The sequence below is a fragment of the Maribacter sp. genome (assembly GCF_039968975.1).
Lineage (GTDB): Bacteria > Bacteroidota > Bacteroidia > Flavobacteriales > Flavobacteriaceae > Maribacter.
The window spans coordinates 11,613-34,248 of the sequence record NZ_JBDVOT010000058.1 but is presented as its reverse complement, the minus strand read 5'-3'; the positions used below and the strand labels follow the sequence as shown (position 1 = coordinate 34,248).

Sequence of the window (22,636 nt, the reverse complement as noted above, 5' to 3'; positions counted from 1 at the left end):
CCTTTATTGTCTAGATTTGTAATATTAGTAAAGAAACACTTTAAAGTCTGAAAATTAGATTTTTGCAATAAACATATAAACAGTATGTTTGTTAGACTTTAATTAATTATAAAATTTACGGCAAATTTTGGTTGTTGTTAAAATGTAATAAGCATGGCGAAAGCAAATAATGAGACTCAGGCACTTGACTATAGTATGGAAATGATAGGGGGTAAGTGGAAACCAATTATTATACATCACGTCAATAAAGGTACCAACAGATTTAATAAACTTTTTTCCGAAATAGAAAGTATCAATCGTCAAATGTTGAGCAAGCAATTAAAGTCTTTAGAGCGTTCAGGTATTTTGGATCGTACCTTATACGGTGAAATTCCGCCACGTGTAGAATATACATTGACACCGTTAGGTAAATCACTACTTCCGGTTGTTCAGGCTATAACAGACTGGGGACAGAAACAAATAGCTGAGACTGTAGTGATTTCTGAAGTTGTAGAAGTCGAAAAAATTCCAGAAATAAAAGAAGCGCCTAAAGCAGAAGAAATTTTAGAAGTTAAAAAAGATCCTGAAATTAAAAAAGACCAAGAAGTTGAGGAAGCTCCAAAAGTTCCACAAAATCAGCAGTTGCCACTTTTTTAGTATTTACTATATAATTCTGTATGTTTTCAAATATGGATTTTAGCGCCATGTAAAATCCATTTTATTTTAAAATAGTTTACTTAGGTTTTGAATTAGATAAAAATTGATAGTTTACGCTCACGTAACAATCAATTTATGTAACTTCTAGCAACTAATTCAAAAAACCAACATGAAACAAAGAACTACGCTATTGGCAGTCGCATGCTGTTTATTTTCCTTAAGCTTTACGTATGCGAAGCAGAAAAAATCAAAAAAACAAATTGAAAAGTTAAAAACCGAGGTAGCTGGGTTGGTCGATGACAACAAAAAGTTGGCTCAGGTAATGGTCGATAAGATTTTTAGCTTCTCGGAATTAGGGTTTCAAGAAGTGGAATCTTCTAAATACTTAACTGGAATTTTAGAAGAAAACGGATTCGAAATAGAGAATTCAATTTCGGGAATTCCTACTGCTTGGTTCGCGACCTGGAGCAATGGAGAAGGACCAACAATTGCTTTAGGTAGTGATGTGGATTGTATTCCTAAGGCATCGCAATATCCAGGTGTTGCTTATCATAAACCAATAGTTGAAGGAGCTCCGGGGCATGGTGAAGGTCACAATTCTGGTATTCCCATGAATATAACTTCCGCCTTAGCGGTTAAAAAAATAATGGAACGCGAGAATATTGGCGGCACGTTAATGGTCTGGCCAGGTATTGCAGAGGAGCTTGTAGCTGCTAAAGCTTGGTATGTAAGAGATGGTCGTTTTGATGATATTGATATGTGTATTTTTACTCATGTTGGTAATAACCTTGGTGTCTCTTATGGACCAACACGGGGTACGGGATTAATATCTGTAGAATATTCTTTTGATGGTGAGGCAGCCCACTCTGCAGGCTCTCCGTGGAGAGGTAAAAGTGCGTTAGATGCTGCAGAGTTAATGAATATAGCGTGGAATTATAAGCGTGAGCATTTACATCCTTTAAAGCGTTCTCATTCTATTTTTACAGATGCTGGTGATCAGCCTAATGTAGTGCCGTCAAAAGCTGCAGTATGGTTCTATTTTAGAGATATTAAGTATGAAGGGATTATGGAAATGTACGCTATGGCTAATGATATGGCAAAAGGCGCAGCATTAATGACGGGGACTACAATGACTTCGAAAGTACTAGGTACGGCTTGGCCAAGGCATTATAATAAGGTAATTGCTGAAACCATGTATTCCAATATCAAGGAAGTAGGCTTGCCAGATTGGTCTGAAGCAGATCAGCAACTGGCAAAAGCAGTGCAAAAAGAAGTGAACTCAGAAAAAATAGAAGGTTTGCCACTAGAACTGGCGGAATTAGGACTGCCGGTCTTAGAACCAGTTAGTGGAGGGTCAGATGATATAGGTGATATTTCTTGGAAGGTGCCAACGGTAACGTTGAGGTACCCATCTAATATTCCAGGATTGCAGGGACATCATTGGAGCAACGCCATAACAATGGCAACGCCAATTGCCCACAAAGGCGTTGTAGCCGGTGCAAAAGTAGAGGCTATGACCATAATAGACTTTTTATTGAAGCCTGAATTATTGGAAGATGCTTGGGATTATTTTAATAACGAACAGCAAAAAGAAACAAAGTACCGACCTATGATTTCTGAAAGCGACTTACCTCCAATTTATTTGAATAAGGATAAGCAAGATAAGTTTAGATCAGAATTGGAAAAATACTATTATGATGAAACAAAGTATGATACCTATTTGGAACAATTGGGTATTGAATACCCAACTTTAAAAGATTAGGCAATTAAATATTATCCATCAAAAAAGCCTTTCAATTCTAGGAATTGAAAGGCTTTTAATTTTTTAGTAAATTAATTATATGCTCTTCTCTAGTAAAGCCATATAAAAGCCGTCATAACCGCTTTTGGAAGCATATATCTTTTTGTCTCTTATTAAAGTAAAATCTTTTCCTTCTTCAGACTTCAAGAAAGACTGTACTTGATGGCTGTTTTCTTGAGGAAGAATGGAACACGTAGCATAAACCATTTTACCGCCTGGTTTAACTATTTTACTATAGTTTCTAATGATTTCATGTTGTGTTTTTACAATTTTGTCAAGAAACTCCGGTTTCATTTTCCATTTAGAATCTGGGTTTCTTCTTAAAACGCCAAGTCCTGTACAAGGTGCATCAATAAGAACTCTATCGGCACTACCATAAAGCTTCTTGTAAACTTTAGTTGAATCTATTTCACGTACTTCAATATTGTGTGCTCCATTACGTCTGGCGCGTCTCTTAAGTTCTTTCAATTTACTGCCGTAAATATCCATAGAAATCAATTGACCTTTGTTTTCCATTAGTGCTGCTAAGTGTAATGATTTACCACCGGCACCGGCACAAGTATCAACAACACGTTGCCCAGGTTCCACATCTAAGAACTCTGCAACCAGTTGAGAAGAAGCATCTTGCACTTCAAACATTCCGTTTTTAAATGCTTGAGTAACAAAAACGTTTGCTCTTTCAACCAATTTTAGGGCAGAGGAATATCCTCTAATTGGCTCGGCAACAATATTTTCGTCCAATAACGCTTTGCGTAATTCTTCTTTGTTAGTTCTTAAAGTATTGGTACGTAGAATTACTTCTGCAGGCTGATTAAGTTTAGCAAGCTCTTCGGTCCATAATTTTTCGCCTAAAGCTTTTTCGCATAATTCATCTATCCAATCTGGTACAGCTTCTCTAAACTTTCTAATTTGAGAAAGTTCGTCAAATTTACCTTTTATTCTTCGCTCAGGTGTAGGCTCAATCTGTTTCCAGTCTGGCAGTTTAATGCCTTTTAAAACTGCCCAAACAGCCCACATACGAAAAAGATCAGGTCTGCTAAAAGGAGCTTTTACCTCTGCTATTTCAGTATATAAACGCTTATAACGTACCATTTCATAGGTAGTCTCGGCAATAAAACCACGGTCTCTAGAACCCCAGCGTTTATCGTATCGTAATACTTTTTGAACTACCTTATCGGCATATTCGTTTTCGTTGAAGATGAGGTTTAGGGCGTCTATCACGGCAAACACCAAATTTCTGTGTAATTTCATTAGAATAGCTATTATTACTTTGTCAGAAGGTTTTAAGCCGTCATTGTATTGATTATCGATTAGATAGGCTTTTGTCCTCCAAAAATTTATGGCTGCAAAGGTATTGTTTTAGAAGCGATTCCATTTATTTTTGATGAACTTTATACCAGAATACTATGCGTTACACCTTTCTTTTGATTGTTTTGATGATTTCATGTGCTAAAAGTGTTCCAAAATCTCCTTTTAATTCTGTGGATATTGAAACGTTATATACAGATTCATTAAGTATTAGAGCAATAGAGTTGATGGGTAATAGTTTGGCTTTTGCTGCGAACAATGGCACATTTGGTACGGTTGACTTAACTACAGGGAAAGTTCGTGCCAATGTTGAAAAGTACCATACGAGTATACCAGCTTTCAGGGCGGTAGCGCATACGAGCACCGATTTTTTTATGTTTTCAATTGAGTCGCCGGCGTTATTGTACAAAACCGGAGAAGATGGGCGAATGGAACTGGTCTATAAGGAGGAAGGAGAAGGGGTGTTTTATGATGCTATGAAATTTTTGAATGATAAAGACGGAATTGCAATAGGAGATTCTGTAAACGGATGTTTAAGTATCATTATAACTTCAGATGGAGGAAAAACATGGTCTAAAATGCCTTGTTCACAATTGCCGGATGGAATTGAAGGTGAGGGTGCATTTGCAGCTAGTAACACAAATATTGAAACACTTAATGATAACATTTGGGTAGCGACTACATCTGGTAGAATTCTATTTTCCTCTGATAAGGGAAAATCATGGGAAGTATTTAAAACTCCTATGAAAAATAATGAACCAACTGAGGGTATTTATTCAATTGATTTTTTTGATGAGAACTTAGGATTTGCAATTGGTGGTGATTATACCAAACCAGATGACTCTAAAGCAAACAAAGCAATTACTAAGGATGGTGGAAAAACTTGGGATTTAATTGCAGACGGAAAAGAGCCTGGTTATAAAAGTTGCGTTCAGTTTGTTCCAGGATCAAATGGAATGGGTTTAGTGGCTTTAGGGTTTACAGGAATATCGTATTCTTCGGATATGGGGGTTAATTGGAGAGAATTATCAAAAGAATCTTTCTATACCTTGCGTTTTCAAAATGATTCTGTAGCATATGCTGCCGGTAAAAATCGTATTTCTAAACTAGCGTTCAAGTAATTACTTACCGCCTTTGTTTTGGCGATATTGTTTCATTAATTGGCGTTTGAATTCATCTTCTGAACGTAATAACAAAAGCGTTTTTTTAGCAGTTATCACTTTGCTGATTTTATTTAAAAAACTAGTGTCTAGAGCTTCTTCTTCCTCCTCAATTTGAATGTGCAATGCCAAAAGATTTTCGGCTTCTTTCTCTGTTAGAGTATCCACATCTTTTATTTTGCCTCTTACTTGGTTATAACTTTTTTTGCGTAGTGTATTTCTTTTTTCTTGGTACTCGTTATAAACAGGCCAAAAGTCTTGTGCTTCTTTAGTGCTAAAAGAAAGTTTTTCTGTTATGAAAGCTACTTTTAAAGTATTTATTTTTTCCCAATCCTGCTTTTTTTGGGCAAAAGAAAAACTAGTTGCGCATAGAAATATGATTATTATAAATTTATTCATTGTCTTCAAAATTTAATTCATCAAAATCACTCACATTTTCATTTAAGTAGTCTAGAAGGTTGTCATTTTCTAAAGGTGAGCTCAAAAAATCTGAATATTCGGTATTCGTTACTGGTAATACTTCTGCAATTTCATACGGAGATAAACCAAAATCATTATTTTCAAAATAAGCTTCAATATCAGTATTGGCAAGATCTTCAAAGCTTAACTCGTTAGAAGAGTTCCAGTCGTAATTAAATGCAATTACTGCTATTGCAGCAATAGATGCGGCTACGGCAAAAACCTTCTTTATAGAAAATAGAGGTATAACCTTAGGTTCGGTATTCAACTGTTCATTTAACGTCTCATTAAACGATTCAAAATAATTATCAGGTACTTTAAATGCGCTATCTTTTGAGAAGGTGCTTTCTGGTTCGGATAATCTATCCATTAATTTATCCTCAAAGCTATTGAAATAGCCTTCTGGAGTTTTAAATGGATTTTTTTTGTTTTTGTTCATGATATAAGTTTGACAATCAATTGTATAAAAGGTTTAGTCTTCTTTCAAATATTGTTCTAGTTTTTTTACAGCTAGATGGTAAGAAGCTTTAAGACCTCCAACAGAAGTGTCTAGTATTTCTGAAATTTCTTCATATTTTAACTCCTGAAAGTATTTCATATTAAAAACTAACTTCTGTTTTTCAGGAAGCGTAGCAATAGCTTTTTGAAGTTGAAGTTGAATTTCATCTCCTTCAAAATATACATCAGCTTCTAAATTAGATACCAATTTGTCTTGATAATCTGTATCGGAAACTCCTTGCAGTTTAGCTCGCTTTTTTATGAAATTCAACGCCTCGTTAGTTGCAATGCGGTACATCCAAGAAAACAGTTTGCTATCTCCTTTAAATCCGTCTATGTTTTTATAAACTTTAATGAATGTGTTTTGTAAAACATCATCTGCATCTTGGTGATTTAGTACAATACTTCTTATTTGCCAATACAACCGTTCTTTGTAGGTATTTACTAATACCTCAAAAGCTTTCGCCTGCTTGCTTTTTGTTTTTAAATCTAATACTAATGTTTCCTCTTCGATCACCTAGAATTGAGGTTTGTTTATGATTAGACTATGAAGTTAAAGAAAGGTTTAATCAACTAATAAATTAAACCGTTTTATTTATAGTAATCTACAGTTACTATGCCAATGATTGCATCTGCACTAATTTCTTGTATGTGCCATTTAACTCTAAAAGTTCAGCATGAGTACCTTGCTCAACAATTTCTCCTTTCTGAAGTACAACAATGGTATCTGCATTCTGAATGGTAGAAAGTCTGTGAGCAATAACAATAGAAGTTCTATTCATCATCATCTTTTCAAGTGCATCTTGTACCAAACGTTCACTTTCGGTATCTAAAGCAGAAGTAGCTTCGTCCAAAATCATTATAGGCGGATTCTTTAATACCGCTCTTGAAATAGACAAACGTTGTTTTTGTCCGCCACTTAATTTATTACCGCTATCACCAATGTTGGTGTCATAACCTTTGGGTAAATCCATTATAAAATCATGAGCATTTGCAATTTTTGCAGCTTCAATGATTTCCTCGTCGGTGGCATTCTCTTTTCCTAATCCAATGTTGTTTTTAACCGTATCATTAAATAAGATAGAATCTTGAGTAACCAAACCTAATAATCCACGTAAAGACTTTTTACTAAGGTCTTTAATGTTGTTGCTATCAATACTGATATCTCCTTCATTAACATCGTAAAAACGAGTTACAAGATTAGCGATAGTACTTTTTCCACTACCAGATTGACCTACTAGCGCAACTGTTTTACCTTTTTCAACGGTTAAGTTGAAATCCTTCAGCACATAATCATCTTCATATTTAAATGAGATATTATTAATGTTGACGGCAGTATTGAATGATTTTTGATGAATTGGATTTTCTATTTCGGCAATAGGGTTCTTAGTTTCCAAAATCTCCATAACACGTTCTGCCGCAGCATTTCCTTTTTTAACGCTATAGGAGGCTTTGCTAATAGCCTTTGCGGGAGTTAATATTTGATATGACAATGTCATGTAAGTTATAAACAAACCGCTTTCAAGAGTTTTTTCCACTAAAACCATTTGTCCGCCATACCATAGAATAACGCCAATAGCTGCAATACCAAAAAATTCACTTGTAGGGGATGCTAGATTTTGTCGGTTGAGCAGGCTGTTAGAAAAATTAAAAAAACGTTTAGTGGAAGCTTGAAATTTCTTGGAAAATACAGATTCAGAATTAAAAGCTTTAATAACTCGTAATCCCCCTAAAGTTTCTTCTAAAATAGATAAAAAGTAACCTTGCTCATTTTGAACTTTATCAGATTTGCGTTTTAATGATTTACCAATCAATGAAATTAAAAATCCGGAAAGAGGAAGAAATAGAAATACAAACAGGGTTAATTTAGGGCTAATAGAGAGCATGGCAATAATTGTAAAAATTATGGTCAACGGTTCTCGTACAATTAATTCTAAAATGGATAAAAATGAATGTTGAATTTCTAAAACATCTGAGGTTATACGTGCAATGGTATCTCCTTTTCTTTTTTCAGAATAATAGGAAATGGGTAGCTCTACGGTTTTGTCATAAAGTTCATTACGTAAGTCTTTGAGTACGCCATTACGTAAAAATGTAATGAAATACATGGCTAGATAATTAAATAAATTTTTAAGTAAGAACATGGATATGATTAAAATAACCATAAACATTAGTATTTCGCCGGGATCATTATCTTTACTTTTTTCCGTTACGAAATAGTTTAGATAATCTATACCATAATCCTTTAATTCAAAAAAACCTTTCCATTTCGGTTTAGTGTATACTTCTTCTGTTTTGTCAAATAACACTGTTAACATTGGAAATAATGAAATCATTGCCAATGTTGAAAACAGTGCGTAAAAGATGTTAGATATAATGTTTAAAATTGCATATATCTTGTAAGGCTTCGCAAAGCGAAGAATCTTTTTGAAATAGTTCATTAAGCTAAATTAAGCTCAGCAAGAATACTTTTGACTTTATTGTCAAGCTCTGCTGCCACTTTTTTATAATCTTCAGTTTTTTCCAATTTTGTATTGGTGCTAATGTAAAACTTTACCTTAGGTTCAGTTCCACTTGGTCTTGCGGCTATTCTTGTACCATCTTCAGTCTCATAGATTAAAACGTTAGATTTTGGAATATCAATTGTTTTTTCTTCACCTGTCAATACATTTTTGGCAATAGAAGTATTATAATCTTCAATCCACTTCACTTTAGAGCCAGCAACGGATTCTACAGGGTTTTCCTTGAAATCCTTCAACATTTGCTTAATTTCTTCGGCACCACTAATACCTTTTTTAGTAATAGAGACTAAATGTTCCTTATAGAAACCATAATCAACATAACATTGAATTAAATCTTTATAGAAAGAGCTGCCGTTAGCTTTTGCTTGGCTAGCAATTTCACAAGCCAATAGGGTAGAGGTAACCGCATCTTTATCGCGAACAAAATCACCAACCATGTAACCAAAGCTCTCTTCACCACCACCAATAAAGTCAGATTCTGGGAAATCTTTGATCATTTTACCGATCCATTTAAATCCGGTAAGGGATGTTTTAAATTCTACTCCGTATGCCTTAGCCATAGCCTCCATCATTGGGGTAGATACTATTGTTGTCGCAATAAATTCATTGCCTTTAAATCCTTTTTCTTTTCTTTTTTCAAGAAGAAACTTTGTCATCAGAACCATAGCTTGGTTTCCGTTTACAATTTCCATTTCTCCATCAAGATTACGAACGGCAATACCTAAACGGTCGCTATCAGGATCTGTACCCACAACCATATCCGCACCTATTTCTTCGGATTTTTTTACGGCCATAGAAAGTGCTTCGGATTCTTCTGGATTAGGAGACTTTACCGTTGGGAAATTTCCATCTGGTTTAGCTTGCTCTTCTATAATAGTCACATTTTCATACCCTCCTCGTTTCAATACTTCTGGAATAGCCGTGATAGATGTTCCATGTAGAGAAGTGAAAACAATTTTGAAGTCATCTTTTCCTGCAGCATTAAAATTACCTGCAGCTACAGATTGTGAAATAAAAGCCTCATCGACTTCTTTATCTATTACTTCAATTAAACTATCGTTTGGGGTGAATTTTATATCTTCAAAATCAAGGGAGTTTATTTCAGAAATAATCTCTCCGTCTTGTGGTGGTACAATTTGTCCGCCATCGGTCCAATACACTTTATAACCATTATATTCTGGCGGGTTGTGTGATGCCGTTAATACGATACCGGCATGACAATTTAAATGCCTTACCGCGAACGAAAGCTCCGGAGTAGTTCGCAAATCTGAAAATAAGTATACTTTTATATTGTTGGCAGAAAATACTTCTGCAACAGTTCTTGCAAGCGTGTCACTATTATGACGGCAATCAAAAGCGATTACTACTTTAATTTCTTCGCCCTTGTAAACTTTGTTTAAATAGTTGCTTAGACCTTGTGTACTTTTGCCCAAGGTATATTTATTAATACGGTTGGTGCCAACGCCCATAACGCCTCTCATACCTCCAGTGCCGAATTCCATATTCTTGTAGAAACGGTCGTTCAGTTCTTCTTTATCGTTAGCAATAAGATGTTCAATTTCTTTTTTTACAGCTGGGTCGAAAAAATCGGTTAACCAGGTTTTAGCAGTATCAAGGATGTTATCCATTTGGTTTATAGTTTTATGTGCAATTAAGTTAGTAAGAATTTTACTATTCTAAAAGTGCTGTGTTTATTTCTTCTGAAACGATATATCTTTTTTCTTCTTTCTTAGAACGTATTAATATTTCCCCAATAAAACCGGCTAAGAACAACTGTGTTCCTATGACCATTGCTATCAGTGAAATATAAAATTGTGGACGGTCTGTAATTAGTCTTCCATGCTTGTTGATGAATAGTTTATCTATACCTAAATAGATAGCAAACCCAAAACCGATAAAAAACATTAAAACGCCCAATGCACCAAATAAGTGCATAGGTCGTTTACCAAATCTAGATACAAACCAAATGGTCAATAAATCTAGAAATCCATTAATGAAACGCTCCATTCCGAATTTTGTTTTACCATATTTACGAGCTTGGTGTTGTACGACTTTTTCGCCAATTTTTGAAAAGCCTGCATTTTTGGCAAGTACAGGTATGTATCTATGCATTTCGCCAGATACTTCAATATTTTTTACAACATCTTTTGCGTATGCTTTTAAGCCACAGTTAAAGTCATGAAGACTAACACCAGATGTACGTCTTGCTGCCCAATTAAATAATTTAGATGGTGTGTTTTTAAAGATAATAGAATCGTAGCGTTTCTTTTTCCAGCCAGAAACCAATTCATAACCTTCATTGGTAATCATATTATATAATTCCGAAATTTCCTCAGGGTTATCTTGTAAATCGGCATCCATAGTAATGATGACATCACCACTTACAGCTTTAAACCCAGCATGTAGTGCTTGTGATTTACCGAAGTTGCGTAAAAAGTGAATACCTTTTACTGAAGGATTTTGATTGGATAATTCTGAAATTATCTTCCAAGAATTGTCTGTACTGCCATCATCAACGAATAGTATTTCATATGTATAATGATTGGATTGCATTACAGACACAATCCAATCATGAAGTTCTTTAAGTGACTCTTCTTCGTTAAGTAAAGGAATTACTATTGATAATTGCATGCGCGACTTCTGGTATTGTCTCCAAAAATACTACAATTACTTAGCATTAATAAGCAGCTTCTTCTTTTTTCAAGATTAAACCGGTGATTAAAGAAAAGAATAAACCGATAAGCACATTGATTACGATGCCAACAGGATACATAATCCAAGCAAATCCTTTTTGCATTTCTATACCTTGGTCAACTTGTTCTTCAGTAAGACTAGGATTTTCTGCCATTGCTTTTATTTTTCCAATCTCATATACCTTATCTAAATAACCAGGTTCAATTACATTAGATAAAATGAAGAAATATAGTAGACCGACTATGCCGGCTATCAATGCTACGCCAGCACCTACTTTTAAAGCATTGGAAAGAGTTAAAAATCCGCCACCTGCTTTTTTAAATTGAATTATAGCAACAATGATACCTGCGGCTAAAATTAAGGTCTGGGTAATTTGAATAGCAGCACTTTGCTCATAGTGCATTTCCATTACAAAAAGCATTACTCCAAATACCACACCAACTAATCCGGTGAGTAATCCGTAATTCAATGCAAATTTTCCTGTTTTTGGTTGATTTTCTTCCATTATATATAGTGATTATAGGTTGTTTTGTATATTAGTATGGTATAAATATATATTGTTACAAAAGTGGTAAAATTTATTTTTAATATTTTTTTTGATTTTGTAATAGTCTGTTAGTAGAATTTCACTATTTTTGCAGCCTTAAAATGAGTGCCCGTCGGAATGGGTGCGTTAAAGTTTTTAAAATGAAAAAAGACATACACCCAGAAAATTATAGAATCGTGGCCTTTAAGGACATGTCTAATGAAGAAGTTTTTTTAACAAAATCAACAGCCAATACTAAAGAAACTTTAGAAGTTGATGGAGTTGAATATCCATTAGTAAAATTAGAAATTTCAAGAACTTCTCACCCTTTTTACACAGGTAAATCGAAATTGTTGGATACAGCAGGACGTATTGACAAGTTCAAGAACAAGTACAAGAAGTTTGTTAAAGAAGAGAAAAAAGAAGAATAGTATTTTTATTTCTTCTAATAAATATAGCGCCTTCGAAATTTTCGAAGGCGTTTCTTTTTGTATTTAACTTTTAAAATAAGGAAGTTATCTATTATGTATAGATGCTCTGTGGATAATTGTTAATTTTGAAAAAAAATCATCTTGTATGAACTTTATACTTTTTGATGGTCCACGTAGGAATCATCTATTACCTTTTACATTTACGCGTCCCGTTTCTGAAATTCGTGTAGGTATAATGACCTTGAAAGAACGATGGGAGGCTTATTTAAAGGTTTCTGTAACTTCTTTGACAGAAGAGTATTTGAGTGTTAAGTATCCTGTTAAATTAGAGGGCTCCAATATATTTATAGATGCATCTATTTTGCCATCTGATAGTTTAATAAAAACGGTCAATGCTTTAAAAGAGGGTGAAGTTGTAAAGTCAGGTGATTTAGTTGTAGCTTATTCAAGCCCGTCGGTTAAAAATTCTGATGAGTTAAGTAGTTTTAATACTATAGAATTCAAAAGTGATTTGGTGCAAATCAATAACACTTGGGATATTTTCGACAAAAATGCAGATATCTTACAGTCCGATTTCGATTTTATAACCAAAGGACGAGAAAGTCAACCCATTTCAGATACGAATCAATTAATACATCCAGAGCGTATATTTCTTGAAGAAGGGGCAAAGGTTGAGTTTAGTATTTTAAATGCTACTGACGGACCTATTTACTTAGGGAAGAATTCTGAAATTTGGGAGGGTAGCCTTGTGCGTGGTGCTTTGGCGCTATGTGATAATGCTATTATTAAAATGGGAGGTAAGCTTTACGGAGCAACGACTATTGGTCCTTTTAGTAAAGTTTGTGGAGAAGTCAGTAACTCGGTAATATTTGGGTATTCAAGTAAAGGACATGAAGGTTACTTAGGTAATGCCGTACTAGGGGAGTGGTGTAATATTGGTGCAGATTCCAATAACTCTAACCTAAAAAATAATTATGCAAAAGTTCGTTTGTGGGACTACGCAACAGAGCGTTTTGAGCAAACAGGATTACAGTTTTGTGGACTAATGATGGGTGATCACAGTAAAACGGCTATTAATACCATGTTTAATACGGGTACCGTAATTGGGGTGAATTCTAATATATATGTTCCAGGATTTCCTAGAAATTTTGTTCCAAGTTTTAGTTGGGGCGGAGCGTCTGGGTTTACTGCGTATCAGCCGGCAAAGGCATTTGATGCGGCAAAAGTAATGATGGCAAGAAGGGGAGTGGAGTTTAACGAAGTTGAAGCAGATATCCTTACCCACGTTTTCGAATTAACAAAAAAATGGAGAAAGTATTAAGTAGTTAAGTCTGAAATTCAGCTAATTGGAATTTTATGGCTGAGATTAGTTTAAGTATTTTTGCGCACTCAAATAGATTATTTAGATGAAGAAGAAGGTGGCTTTTTACACTTTGGGGTGTAAGTTGAATTTTTCAGAAACCTCTACTATAGCTCGTAGTTTTGCGGACGAAGGGTTTGATAGGGTAGATTTTTCAGAAGAAGCAGATATGTATGTAATCAATACATGTTCTGTAACCGATAATGCCGATAAGAAATTTAAAACTATAGTAAAAAAAGCACAAAAGATAAATCCTGATGCTTTTGTTGCAGCTGTTGGTTGTTATGCTCAGCTGAAACCTGAAGAATTAGCTAATGTAGACGGTGTAGATTTGGTTTTAGGTGCTACCGAGAAATTCAAGATTACGGATTATATAAATGATTTAACCAAGAATGATCATGGTAAGGTTCATTCTTGTGAAATAGCCGATGCTGATTTTTACGTAGGTAGCTACGCTATTGGCGATAGAACAAGGGCTTTCTTGAAAGTTCAAGACGGTTGTGATTATAAATGCACTTATTGTACCATTCCTTTAGCGCGTGGTATATCTAGAAGTGATACTTTAGAAAATGTACTAAAGAATGCGGCAGATATATCTGCACAAGGAATTAAAGAAATTGTTTTAACCGGCGTAAATATAGGCGACTATGGTAAAGGCGAGTTCGGTAATAAAAAACACGAACATACTTTTTTAGAATTAGTTGAGGCATTAGATGATGTGGATGGTATTCATCGTTTACGAATTTCATCAATAGAGCCTAATCTTTTAAAAAACGAGACAATAGAGTTTGTTTCTCAAAGTAAATCGTTTGTACCCCATTTTCATATTCCTTTACAAAGTGGTAGTGATGATCTTCTAAAATTAATGAAGCGTCGTTATATGACGAATCTTTATAAGGAACGAGTAGAAAAGATTAGAGAGGTGATGCCAAACTGCTGTATTGGTGTAGATGTGATAGTAGGATTTCCAGGAGAAACCGAAGAACATTTTCTTGAGACATATCATTTTTTAAATGATTTGGATATTTCATATCTCCATGTTTTTACTTATTCAGAAAGAGATAACACACCCGCAGCTACTATGGATGGCGTAGTACCTAATAAAGTAAGAAGCAAAAGAAGTAAAATGTTACGTGGACTATCAGTTAAGAAAAGACGTGCGTTTTATGAGAGTCAGCTAGAGAATGAGTTGACTGTATTGTTTGAAGGTGAAAACAAAGAAGGTTATATTCATGGGTTTACCGAGAATTACGTAAAAGTAAAATCTCCTTGGAATCCTGAATTAGTAAATACGCTGCACAAAGTAAGGCTGACCGAGATTGATAAGGATGGTCTGGTTCGTTTTAATTTTGTGAACGAGAAAGTAGAAGCATAAAAAAAGCCTTTCAAATGAAAGGCTTTTAAATTTTTTAGATTCGAATACCGATAGGTAACATCTCTTTGTACTGTCTTCTGTTCTTTCGAAGAAATCCTGCTATATGAGGACTTGTTGGAACAACTCTAAGATTTCTTTCTTGAATAATACTTAGAACGGCTTTGATGAAGTTTTCTTTGAAATCTTCATCTGTAATTTCTTCTGGAACCACTAATTTAGTAAGGAACACTTTTCGCTCTTGAGAAGAATATTCAATTCTGGCTAAATGTCCATCTACGGTAGTTTCGAATTGACGCAGAAAAGAATTGTCATTAATGATAACATCGTTCATATAGGTAATTTTAGTGTTGTTATTAGACAAAAAAATTACGACGTTCTCATATCGTAATTAGTCTTTAATAAATGCTGTACAAAATATAACACATGAAATTTAATGTGTTTTTCGCATTATCCTATAAAAGTAGTTAAATATTACTTAATTTCCTAGTTTTTACTACGTTTCGTGTCTATACTAGCCGTTATGATTCATATCTATTGTATGCCTGGCATGGCGGCAAGTCCTGCTATTTTTGAGTATATTAAACTACCAAAAGAAAGTTTTGAGCTTCATTTGTTAGAATGGAATATTGCTGGAAAAGGTATTTCATTTAAAGAATATGCTAAAAATATGTGTAGTAAAATACAGCATGAAGATATAGTGTTGCTTGGGGTGTCTTTAGGTGGACTTCTAGTTCAAGAAATGACCAAATTTATCGATGTTAGAAAAGTAATAATTATTTCTAGTGTAAAAACAAGATATGAGTTGCCAAAACGTATGTTATTTGCAAGATATACCAGCGTGCATAAACTACTTCCCACAGGTTTGGTCAACAATGTAGAATTACTTGCTAAGTATGCTTTTGGAGAAAGTGTAGTCAAACGACTTTCTTTATATGAAAAGTATTTATCCGTAAGAGATAAAAGCTATATAGATTGGTCCATAAATGAGTTGGTAAATTGGAGGCAAGAGGTACCGTGTGATAAATTAGTTCATATACAAGGTGAAAAAGATGCTGTTTTTCCAATAGAAAATATTAGGAACTGTATTTCTGTACCTAATGGAACACATACAATGATAATACACAGGGCAAAGTGGTTTAACGAGAACTTGCCAACAATTATTTTGGAATAAAATAGTTCTATATATACCTTTGGAAGGAAAGAAAATTTAAAGAAATAAAATAAAGATAAAATACATGAAGGCTATTAAAAATATATTGATGTTGTTGGGTGTGTTATTCGTTGCAGGTACATTGATATTTGCTGTAGGAAATACAGAAAGTGTTGTAGTAGGTAATGATAAGGTTGTTGTTAATGACAGTGTTCAGAAAAATGTATCTAAATCTTATAAAATTTCATCTATAGATATACCTGAGAACTTAAATTTTGCAGGAGAGGTGGTGCCACAGTCAGATCCGGAGATATTGGAGCGTATAGACCGTGAATTTTTGGTAAATACCTATTGGCAATCAAATGCAGTATTATTGATAAAAAGGGCGAATAAGTTTTTTCCCATTATAGAACCAATTTTGGCTAAAAATGGCATTCCTGATGATTTTAAATATCTAGCGGTGGCAGAAAGTGGTTTAACCAATGTGGTTTCTCCAGCAGGAGCAACCGGGTTCTGGCAAATAATGAGAGAAACGGGTAGGGAGTATGGCTTAGAAGTGAACTCAAATGTAGATGAACGTTACCATTTAGAAAAGTCAACAGAGGTTGCTTGTAAATATTTAAATAGATGGAAGAATAAGTATGGTAGCTGGGCTTTGACTGCTGCGGCTTACAATGCAGGTCCTGGTGCTATAAATAAGTACATGGGCATTCAGCAGGTAGATAATTATTGGGATCTTTTGTTAGGTAGTGAAACTGGTAGGTATGTATTTAGAATTATGGCTATCAAAGAAATTCTGTCTAATCCAGAAAAGTATGGTTTTCATATCGAGAAAGAAGATATGTACGAGGCTGTACCTACTTTTAATGTTGAAATAGATAAACCGGTAAGTGATTTTGCTGATTTTGCACAAGAATATGAAATCAACTACAAAATATTAAAGCGCCACAATCCTTGGTTGAGAGAGGCGCATTTAAATAATAGTTCTCGTAAAAAATATACTATAGAAATTCCTAATAAAGGATATTATAGAGAAGCTGAATAGTATTAGATTTTCTTCATTTGTTGTTGCATCATTTTTATTTGATCAGTCAACATATTATTTTTATCTAATTTCTTAGCCTCGTTAAGTAGCATTGTTGCTTCTCTTTTACGGCGTTTCTGCATAGATATGCCAGCTAAGCTTAATTTTGCCATAGCAACATCATAATCCATAGTTAATCCAAGCTTTAGTGCTTTCTTAAAGTACTTCTCTGCTTGGGTTAAATTGGTTTGAGAAAAAATGATACCGTGTAAGTAATTATAGTAGCCTTGTTGTTTAACAGTCAATGCAGCTTCAGGATTTTTAATTTTATCTAACCAGTTTTTAGTTCCGGTTAAATCTTGTTTTCGCATTCTTAAAAATGCCAAAAGAATAATTTCGTTTCTAAAATAAAGAAAGATAAAAATTAAGGATAACAATATTAGAAATATGCCATTTCCAATATTACCTTCTATAAATTGATACACAGAATAGGCGATTATTAGTCCGGCTATGATTAATTTTAAATTTTTATTGAACATATTTTGAGTTTATTAATCTAGTTGATGGTTAAAAAGGTTTTTTAGTTTTTATTGAAACCCTATTAAAATAAAGCGATTACAGCGCTAAATTTCAATCCGGGCAAAATTAATCAAAAGCTTGGTTTTGTGACGTACGGATTTATAAAAATATTTTTTTTCATAACCCTTGCTAAAGCAAAAACTCTTTGTATATTTGCGCCCAGTTTTACCCGTCCAAATGAAAGGGGCAAATTTCAAAATTAATACAAAGCATTTAATTATATAGGCGATGAGCAAGAGAACGTTTCAACCATCAAAGAGAAAAAGAAAGAACAAACACGGTTTTCGTGAGCGTATGGCTTCCGTTAATGGAAGAAAAGTTCTTGCAAGAAGAAGAGCAAAAGGAAGAAAGAAATTAACTGTTTCCTCTGAACCAAGCCATAAAAAATAATGATTTCATTGTTTTAAAAATATTTAGGTGTTACTTTTCTGAAAGTAGCACCTTTTTTTTGTCCAATTCCCATATTAAATTGTTATAAAATGCCAAAAAGAAAAGATTTAAACTCCATTTTGCTAATAGGATCAGGTCCTATAGTTATCGGTCAAGCATGTGAATTTGATTATGCAGGTAGTCAGTCTCTACGTTCCTTACGTGAAGATGGTATAGAAACTATTTTGATAAATAGTAACCCTGCAACAATTATGACAGATCCTTCAATGGCGGATCATGTGTATTTAAAACCTTTGACTACAAAATCAATATTAGAGATTTTGAAGGCTCATCCTCAAATAGACGCGGTTTTACCAACCATGGGAGGACAGACGGCATTAAACCTCTGTATCGAAGCAGATAAAAAAGGAATTTGGGAAGATTTTGGAGTAGAGTTAATAGGTGTTGATATCGATGCTATTAATATTACTGAAGATAGAGAGCAGTTTAGGGAACTAATGTTGAAAATTGGTGTTGGCATGGCACCGCAAGCAACGGCAACATCTTTTTTAAAGGGTAAGGAGATTGCTCAAGAATTTGGTTTTCCATTAGTAATACGAGCTTCTTATACATTAGGTGGTGCGGGAGCATCAATTGTTTATAAGCCAGAAGATTTTGACGAACAGTTAAGTTATGGTCTAGAGATTTCGCCTATTCATGAGGTGATGATCGATAAAGCCCTTATGGGTTGGAAAGAATATGAGTTAGAGCTACTTAGGGATAAAAACGACAATGTTGTTATCATATGTGCTATTGAGAATATGGATCCAATGGGTATACATACCGGTGATTCTATAACTGTAGCGCCAGCAATGACACTTTCAGATAGAATTTACCAGAAAATGCGTGATATGGCAATACATATGATGCGTAGTATTGGTGATTTCGAAGGTGGTTGTAACGTACAGTTTGCTGTTAGTCCTGACGAAGAAGAGGAAATTATAGCAATTGAAATAAACCCAAGAGTATCTAGGTCTTCTGCATTAGCTTCTAAAGCTACTGGTTACCCTATCGCTAAAGTGGCTACCAAATTAGCTATTGGTTATACACTTGATGAATTAGATAATCAAATTACTAAATCTACATCGGCATTGTTCGAGCCTACTTTGGATTACGTAATTGTAAAAATACCACGTTGGAATTTTGATAAATTTGAAGGTTCTGATCGTACTTTAGGTCTTCAGATGAAATCTGTAGGTGAAGTAATGGGAATAGGGCGTTCTTTTCAAGAAGCGCTTCATAAGGCAACGCAATCTTTAGAGATAAAGCGTAATGGTCTAGGGGCTGATGGAAAAGGGTACCGTAATTACGAGCAAATTATTAGTAAGCTTACTATTCCTAGTTGGGATCGTGTGTTTGTAATTTACGATGCAATACAATTGGGTATTCCGTTAAGTCGCATTCATGAGATTACAAAAATAGATATGTGGTTCTTAAAGCAATATGAAGAGCTTTACTTTTTAGAAAAAGAGATTTCTAAGTATACGATTGCCACACTTTCAAAAGATTTATTGTTAGAAGCGAAACAAAAAGGTTTTGCTGATAGACAAATAGCCCATATGGTGGATTGTTATGAAAGTGAAGTGTATAACAAGCGTACCGAACTAAATATTAATAGGGTTTATAAATTGGTGGATACTTGTGCTGCAGAGTTTAAGGCAATGACACCGTACTATTATTCAACTTTTGAAGCAGAAATAGAGAAACCCGATGGTACCCGATATGTAGAAAATGATAGTGTGGTAACCGACAAAAAGAAAATTGTTGTTCTTGGCTCTGGACCAAACAGAATTGGGCAAGGTATTGAATTTGACTATTGCTGTGTACATGGTGTTTTAGCTGCCGCCGAGTGTGGTTATGAGACTATTATGATTAACTGTAATCCAGAAACGGTTTCTACAGATTTTGATACAGCAGATAAATTGTATTTTGAACCAGTATTCTGGGAGCATATTTATGATATTATTCGTCATGAAAAACCAGAGGGAGTAATTGTTCAACTAGGTGGTCAAACGGCTCTTAAACTAGCCGAAAAATTATCTAAATATGGTGTAAAGATTATTGGAACTAGTTTTGATGCTTTAGACTTAGCGGAAGATAGAGGTAGGTTCTCAAATATGCTATTAGAGAATAATATTCCTTTTCCAAAATACGGTATTGCAGAAACTGCAGATGAAGCTTCTGAATTGGCAGATAAGTTAGATTTTCCGTTATTGGTTAGACCTTCATATGTTTTAGGAGGTCAGGGAATGAAGATTGTTATCAATAAAGAAGAGTTGGAAGAACACGTTGTTGATCTTCTTAGAAAAATTCCGAATAATAAATTACTATTAGATCATTATCTAGATGGAGCTATTGAAGCTGAAGCAGATGCTATTTGCGACGGAGAAGATGTGTATATTATTGGTATAATGGAGCATATTGAGCCTTGTGGTATACATTCCGGAGATTCTAATGCAACTTTGCCACCATTTAATTTAGGCGAGTTTGTAATGCAACAGATTAAAGATCATACTAATAAAATTGCTTTGGCTCTAAATACGGTTGGTCTTATCAATATACAGTTCGCTGTTAAAGATGATATCGTATACATTATTGAAGCCAACCCTAGAGCATCTCGTACAGTTCCTTTTATAGCAAAAGCGTATAAAGAACCTTATGTAAATTATGCAACTAAAGTAATGTTAGGAGAGAAGAAGGTTAAAGATTTTAATTTCAATCCTCAATTGGATGGTTTTGCAATTAAGCAGCCTGTATTTTCTTTTAATAAATTCCCTAATGTAAATAAGAATTTAGGTCCTGAAATGAAAAGTACGGGCGAAAGCATTTTATTTATTGATAGCCTAAAAGATGATGATTTTTATAATCTTTATGCTAGACGTAAAATGTATTTAAGCAAATAGTCCAATAACAGGACTTATGTTATAGGTGGAAGGGAAACTTTGATTATTTTAGAGTTTCCCTTCTGCGTATAATCTTCTTATTTCTTTCTTGTCAAATTTACCAACACTTGTTTTTGGCACTTCCTCAATGAACTTATAATTTTCTGGAATTTGATAGTTGGCAAAATCTTTACTTAAGTATTCTTTCAATTCTTCAACAGAAACATGATTATTGCTATCGGCCAAGACCAATGTAGCCAAAGGTCTTTCCGACCATTTTTTATCAGGTATGGCAATTACCGCAGCCTCTCTAATCTTTGGGTGTGACATTAGTGCCAATTCCAAAGCTACACTAGAAATCCATTCACCGCCACTTTTAATTAAGTCTTTAGTGCGATCTGTGATTTCCATGTATCCATTTTCATCAATTGTACTCACATCACCAGTTCTAAACCAACCGTCTTTTGTAAAGTTATCACGACTATTGGTCTTAAAATAAGACTTTATTACCCAAGCCCCTTTTACCTGTAATTCTCCCATGGTTTTGCCATCGCGTGGAGCAACCTTTCCATCATCGCCGACAATACGCATTTCTATGCCTGGAAACTCGATTCCCTGCTTGGCACGTATTTTAATTTGCTCTTTGTTACTAAGGCTTTCGTGTTTTTTCTGAAGCCTACTGGCTGTGCCAAGTGGAGATGTTTCTGTCATACCCCAAGCTTGAACACCTTTTATACCAAAATCCTTTTCAAAATTTTCTATAAGACTTGCAGATAATGCAGAACCGCCAACTAAATATTCTTCTAATGCTAATTTTTTCTTTGGCGGATTTTGTTTCATTTCCTCATAAACACCTCTCCAAATAGAAGGTACCCCGTTAGCTTTATTTATATTCTCGCTTTCCAGAATTCTAATAATAGCATCTGGTCTCAGGTGTAAAGAAGGCATTACCATATCTGAACCCGTTAAAAGGCACATGTATGGAAAACCCCAAGCCATAACATGAAACTGTGGTACAATGAGTAAAACAATGTCTTTATTGCTATAATTGCCTGCATTAGGGGTGAGAATGGTCATAGCATGCAAATATGTAGACCTGTGTGAGTATAATACACCTTTGGGCATACCTGTAGTACCACTGGTATAGCACATACCACTTGCATCATTCTCATTTAGCTCAGGCCATTCAATAGTTTCTAATTGCTCTCCTATTAAGTCTTCATAATGTATTGTATTTGGTAAAGAAGTAGTGAAACCTTTAGGTGCGTTGATGATAATATACTTTTCTACGGTCTCTAATTTTGGGGCAATTTTTTCCAATAGAGGGACTAGGGTGGCATCTACAAAGATGACTTTATCCTCAGAATGGTTAATTATAAATTCTGTCTGTTGAGATGATAATCTAATATTTATAGTGTGGCATACCGCTCCAATACCAGGTATTCCATAATATAGTTCTACATGCTGATAATGGTTCCATGCAAAGGTACCTACCATATCACCTTTAGTAATACCAAGCTTGTTTCTTAAGGCATTCGCTAATTGACAACATCTTTTGTATAATTGACCGTAGTTATATTCATGCCTACTACCATCTGGTAAGTAAGAGATTAGTTTTTTGTCAGGAAAAGCACTTCTTGCATAATTTAATATGGTAGTCGTGGTTAGTGGGTAATCCATTATTAATCCATTCATAAAAACACACTTTTAAGTTATAATAATTGTTTGACCATTAAATTTAATGAATTTAAAATGAGAATTCATCACAATTTTAACATTATAAAATGTGAATTGGTTATAGT

At 34.4% G+C, this 22,636-nt stretch carries 21 protein-coding genes; 10 read left to right on the top strand and 11 right to left on the bottom strand.

The window, feature by feature from the left end:
• Nucleotides 1-153: 153 nt before the first annotated feature.
• Nucleotides 154-636, top strand: coding sequence for a helix-turn-helix domain-containing protein (locus tag ABJI11_RS03995; RefSeq protein WP_348349635.1), 483 nt, complete (start codon nt 154-156; stop codon nt 634-636).
• A gap of 169 nt (nt 637-805) precedes the next feature.
• Nucleotides 806-2,398 carry an amidohydrolase gene (locus ABJI11_RS03990; protein ID WP_348349633.1) on the top strand — a complete coding sequence of 531 codons (1,593 nt, stop codon included), beginning with the start codon at nt 806-808 and terminating at the stop codon, nt 2,396-2,398.
• A gap of 75 nt (nt 2,399-2,473) precedes the next feature.
• Here the strand turns inward: ABJI11_RS03990 and ABJI11_RS03985 are convergent, their stop codons facing one another.
• Nucleotides 2,474-3,688, bottom strand: coding sequence for a methyltransferase domain-containing protein (locus tag ABJI11_RS03985; RefSeq protein ID WP_348349631.1), 1,215 nt, complete (start codon nt 3,686-3,688; stop codon nt 2,474-2,476).
• 155 nt (nt 3,689-3,843) lie between these two features.
• Between ABJI11_RS03985 and ABJI11_RS03980 the strand changes: the two genes are divergently transcribed.
• Nucleotides 3,844-4,866, top strand: a complete 1,023-nt coding sequence (locus ABJI11_RS03980; protein ID WP_348349629.1) for a YCF48-related protein — start codon at nt 3,844-3,846, stop codon at nt 4,864-4,866.
• Here the strand turns inward: ABJI11_RS03980 and ABJI11_RS03975 are convergent, their stop codons facing one another.
• From ABJI11_RS03975 to ABJI11_RS03945, 7 genes are all read right to left on the bottom strand, one after another.
• Nucleotides 4,867-5,304 (bottom strand): hypothetical protein, encoded by a 438-nt coding sequence (locus tag ABJI11_RS03975; protein ID WP_348349627.1) that lies wholly within the window; start codon nt 5,302-5,304, stop codon nt 4,867-4,869.
• On the bottom strand, nt 5,297-5,803 hold the full coding sequence (locus ABJI11_RS03970) for a hypothetical protein (protein ID WP_348349625.1): 507 nt from the start codon (nt 5,801-5,803) through the stop codon (nt 5,297-5,299). The genes ABJI11_RS03975 and ABJI11_RS03970 overlap by 8 nt, the downstream gene beginning before the upstream one ends.
• Nucleotides 5,804-5,836: 33 nt before the next feature.
• On the bottom strand, nt 5,837-6,379 hold the full coding sequence (locus ABJI11_RS03965) for an RNA polymerase sigma factor (RefSeq protein ID WP_348349623.1): 543 nt from the start codon (nt 6,377-6,379) through the stop codon (nt 5,837-5,839).
• Between the two features lie 97 nt (nt 6,380-6,476).
• A complete protein-coding gene (locus tag ABJI11_RS03960) occupies nt 6,477-8,303 on the bottom strand; it encodes an ABC transporter ATP-binding protein (RefSeq protein ID WP_348349621.1) in 1,827 nt (608 codons plus the stop codon).
• Complete coding sequence (locus tag ABJI11_RS03955) at nt 8,303-10,012, bottom strand: phospho-sugar mutase (protein WP_348349619.1); 1,710 nt, start codon at nt 10,010-10,012, stop codon at nt 8,303-8,305. The genes ABJI11_RS03960 and ABJI11_RS03955 overlap by 1 nt, the downstream gene beginning before the upstream one ends.
• A 43-nt stretch (nt 10,013-10,055) precedes the next feature.
• Entirely contained in the window at nt 10,056-11,015 is a 960-nt protein-coding gene (locus ABJI11_RS03950; protein ID WP_348349617.1) for a glycosyltransferase family 2 protein, read from the bottom strand.
• A 46-nt stretch (nt 11,016-11,061) separates the two neighbouring features.
• Nucleotides 11,062-11,583, bottom strand: coding sequence for a DUF4199 domain-containing protein (locus ABJI11_RS03945; RefSeq protein WP_348349615.1), 522 nt, complete (start codon nt 11,581-11,583; stop codon nt 11,062-11,064).
• A gap of 182 nt (nt 11,584-11,765) precedes the next feature.
• Here ABJI11_RS03945 and ABJI11_RS03940 point away from each other — a divergent pair, with 182 nt between their 5' ends.
• From ABJI11_RS03940 to mtaB, 3 genes are all read left to right on the top strand, one after another.
• Entirely contained in the window at nt 11,766-12,035 is a 270-nt protein-coding gene (locus ABJI11_RS03940; RefSeq protein WP_276492597.1) for a type B 50S ribosomal protein L31, read from the top strand.
• Between the two features lie 145 nt (nt 12,036-12,180).
• Nucleotides 12,181-13,356 carry a GlmU family protein gene (locus ABJI11_RS03935; RefSeq protein ID WP_348349612.1) on the top strand — a complete coding sequence of 392 codons (1,176 nt, stop codon included), beginning with the start codon at nt 12,181-12,183 and terminating at the stop codon, nt 13,354-13,356.
• Between the two features lie 85 nt (nt 13,357-13,441).
• Nucleotides 13,442-14,770, top strand: coding sequence for a tRNA (N(6)-L-threonylcarbamoyladenosine(37)-C(2))-methylthiotransferase MtaB (gene mtaB / locus ABJI11_RS03930; RefSeq protein ID WP_348349610.1), 1,329 nt, complete (start codon nt 13,442-13,444; stop codon nt 14,768-14,770).
• A 34-nt stretch (nt 14,771-14,804) separates the two neighbouring features.
• Here mtaB and ABJI11_RS03925 read toward each other — a convergent pair whose 3' ends face one another.
• The gene (locus ABJI11_RS03925; RefSeq protein WP_276492600.1) at nt 14,805-15,101 is read right to left on the bottom strand and encodes an N-acetyltransferase; all 297 of its coding nucleotides are present in this window, start codon (nt 15,099-15,101) and stop codon (nt 14,805-14,807) included.
• 189 nt (nt 15,102-15,290) lie between these two features.
• On the opposite strand from ABJI11_RS03925, the gene ABJI11_RS03920 reads away from it, so the two are divergent.
• Both ABJI11_RS03920 and ABJI11_RS03915 read left to right on the top strand, forming a co-directional pair.
• A complete protein-coding gene (locus ABJI11_RS03920; RefSeq protein ID WP_348349608.1) occupies nt 15,291-15,941 on the top strand; it encodes an alpha/beta hydrolase in 651 nt (216 codons plus the stop codon).
• Between the two features lie 64 nt (nt 15,942-16,005).
• Nucleotides 16,006-16,965: a lytic transglycosylase domain-containing protein gene (locus ABJI11_RS03915; protein ID WP_348349606.1), complete on the top strand. Its 960-nt coding sequence runs from the start codon at nt 16,006-16,008 to the stop codon at nt 16,963-16,965.
• Between the two features lie 2 nt (nt 16,966-16,967).
• On the opposite strand, the gene ABJI11_RS03910 is transcribed toward ABJI11_RS03915, so the two are convergent.
• A complete protein-coding gene (locus ABJI11_RS03910; protein WP_036155074.1) occupies nt 16,968-17,483 on the bottom strand; it encodes a hypothetical protein in 516 nt (171 codons plus the stop codon).
• Between the two features lie 268 nt (nt 17,484-17,751).
• On the opposite strand from ABJI11_RS03910, the gene rpmH reads away from it, so the two are divergent.
• Both rpmH and carB read left to right on the top strand, forming a co-directional pair.
• A complete protein-coding gene (rpmH, locus tag ABJI11_RS03905; RefSeq protein ID WP_036155072.1) occupies nt 17,752-17,913 on the top strand; it encodes a 50S ribosomal protein L34 in 162 nt (53 codons plus the stop codon).
• A gap of 89 nt (nt 17,914-18,002) precedes the next feature.
• Nucleotides 18,003-20,855, top strand: a complete 2,853-nt coding sequence (gene carB / locus ABJI11_RS03900; RefSeq protein WP_348349605.1) for a carbamoyl-phosphate synthase large subunit — start codon at nt 18,003-18,005, stop codon at nt 20,853-20,855.
• A gap of 48 nt (nt 20,856-20,903) precedes the next feature.
• On the opposite strand, the gene ABJI11_RS03895 is transcribed toward carB, so the two are convergent.
• A complete protein-coding gene (locus ABJI11_RS03895; protein ID WP_348349603.1) occupies nt 20,904-22,529 on the bottom strand; it encodes a long-chain fatty acid--CoA ligase in 1,626 nt (541 codons plus the stop codon).
• Between the last annotated feature and the right edge of the window lie 107 nt (nt 22,530-22,636).

Excerpts from the sequence above, each read along its gene's own strand:
- ABJI11_RS03995 (WP_348349635.1), top strand. The coding sequence starts at position 154 with ATGGCGAAAGCAAATAATGAGACTCAGGCACTTGACTATAGTATGGAA.
- ABJI11_RS03990 (WP_348349633.1), top strand. The coding sequence starts at position 806 with ATGAAACAAAGAACTACGCTATTGGCAGTCGCATGCTGTTTATTTTCC.
- ABJI11_RS03985 (WP_348349631.1), bottom strand. The coding sequence starts at position 3,688 with ATGAAATTACACAGAAATTTGGTGTTTGCCGTGATAGACGCCCTAAAC.
- ABJI11_RS03980 (WP_348349629.1), top strand. The coding sequence starts at position 3,844 with ATGCGTTACACCTTTCTTTTGATTGTTTTGATGATTTCATGTGCTAAA.
- ABJI11_RS03975 (WP_348349627.1), bottom strand. The coding sequence starts at position 5,304 with ATGAATAAATTTATAATAATCATATTTCTATGCGCAACTAGTTTTTCT.
- ABJI11_RS03970 (WP_348349625.1), bottom strand. The coding sequence starts at position 5,803 with ATGAACAAAAACAAAAAAAATCCATTTAAAACTCCAGAAGGCTATTTC.
- ABJI11_RS03960 (WP_348349621.1), bottom strand. The coding sequence starts at position 8,303 with ATGAACTATTTCAAAAAGATTCTTCGCTTTGCGAAGCCTTACAAGATA.
- ABJI11_RS03955 (WP_348349619.1), bottom strand. The coding sequence starts at position 10,012 with ATGGATAACATCCTTGATACTGCTAAAACCTGGTTAACCGATTTTTTC.
- ABJI11_RS03950 (WP_348349617.1), bottom strand. The coding sequence starts at position 11,015 with ATGCAATTATCAATAGTAATTCCTTTACTTAACGAAGAAGAGTCACTT.
- ABJI11_RS03945 (WP_348349615.1), bottom strand. The coding sequence starts at position 11,583 with ATGGAAGAAAATCAACCAAAAACAGGAAAATTTGCATTGAATTACGGA.
- ABJI11_RS03940 (WP_276492597.1), top strand. The coding sequence starts at position 11,766 with ATGAAAAAAGACATACACCCAGAAAATTATAGAATCGTGGCCTTTAAG.
- ABJI11_RS03935 (WP_348349612.1), top strand. The coding sequence starts at position 12,181 with ATGAACTTTATACTTTTTGATGGTCCACGTAGGAATCATCTATTACCT.
- mtaB (WP_348349610.1), top strand. The coding sequence starts at position 13,442 with ATGAAGAAGAAGGTGGCTTTTTACACTTTGGGGTGTAAGTTGAATTTT.
- ABJI11_RS03925 (WP_276492600.1), bottom strand. The coding sequence starts at position 15,101 with ATGAACGATGTTATCATTAATGACAATTCTTTTCTGCGTCAATTCGAA.
- ABJI11_RS03920 (WP_348349608.1), top strand. The coding sequence starts at position 15,291 with ATGATTCATATCTATTGTATGCCTGGCATGGCGGCAAGTCCTGCTATT.
- ABJI11_RS03915 (WP_348349606.1), top strand. The coding sequence starts at position 16,006 with ATGAAGGCTATTAAAAATATATTGATGTTGTTGGGTGTGTTATTCGTT.
- ABJI11_RS03910 (WP_036155074.1), bottom strand. The coding sequence starts at position 17,483 with ATGTTCAATAAAAATTTAAAATTAATCATAGCCGGACTAATAATCGCC.
- rpmH (WP_036155072.1), top strand. The coding sequence starts at position 17,752 with ATGAGCAAGAGAACGTTTCAACCATCAAAGAGAAAAAGAAAGAACAAA.
- carB (WP_348349605.1), top strand. The coding sequence starts at position 18,003 with ATGCCAAAAAGAAAAGATTTAAACTCCATTTTGCTAATAGGATCAGGT.
- ABJI11_RS03895 (WP_348349603.1), bottom strand. The coding sequence starts at position 22,529 with ATGAATGGATTAATAATGGATTACCCACTAACCACGACTACCATATTA.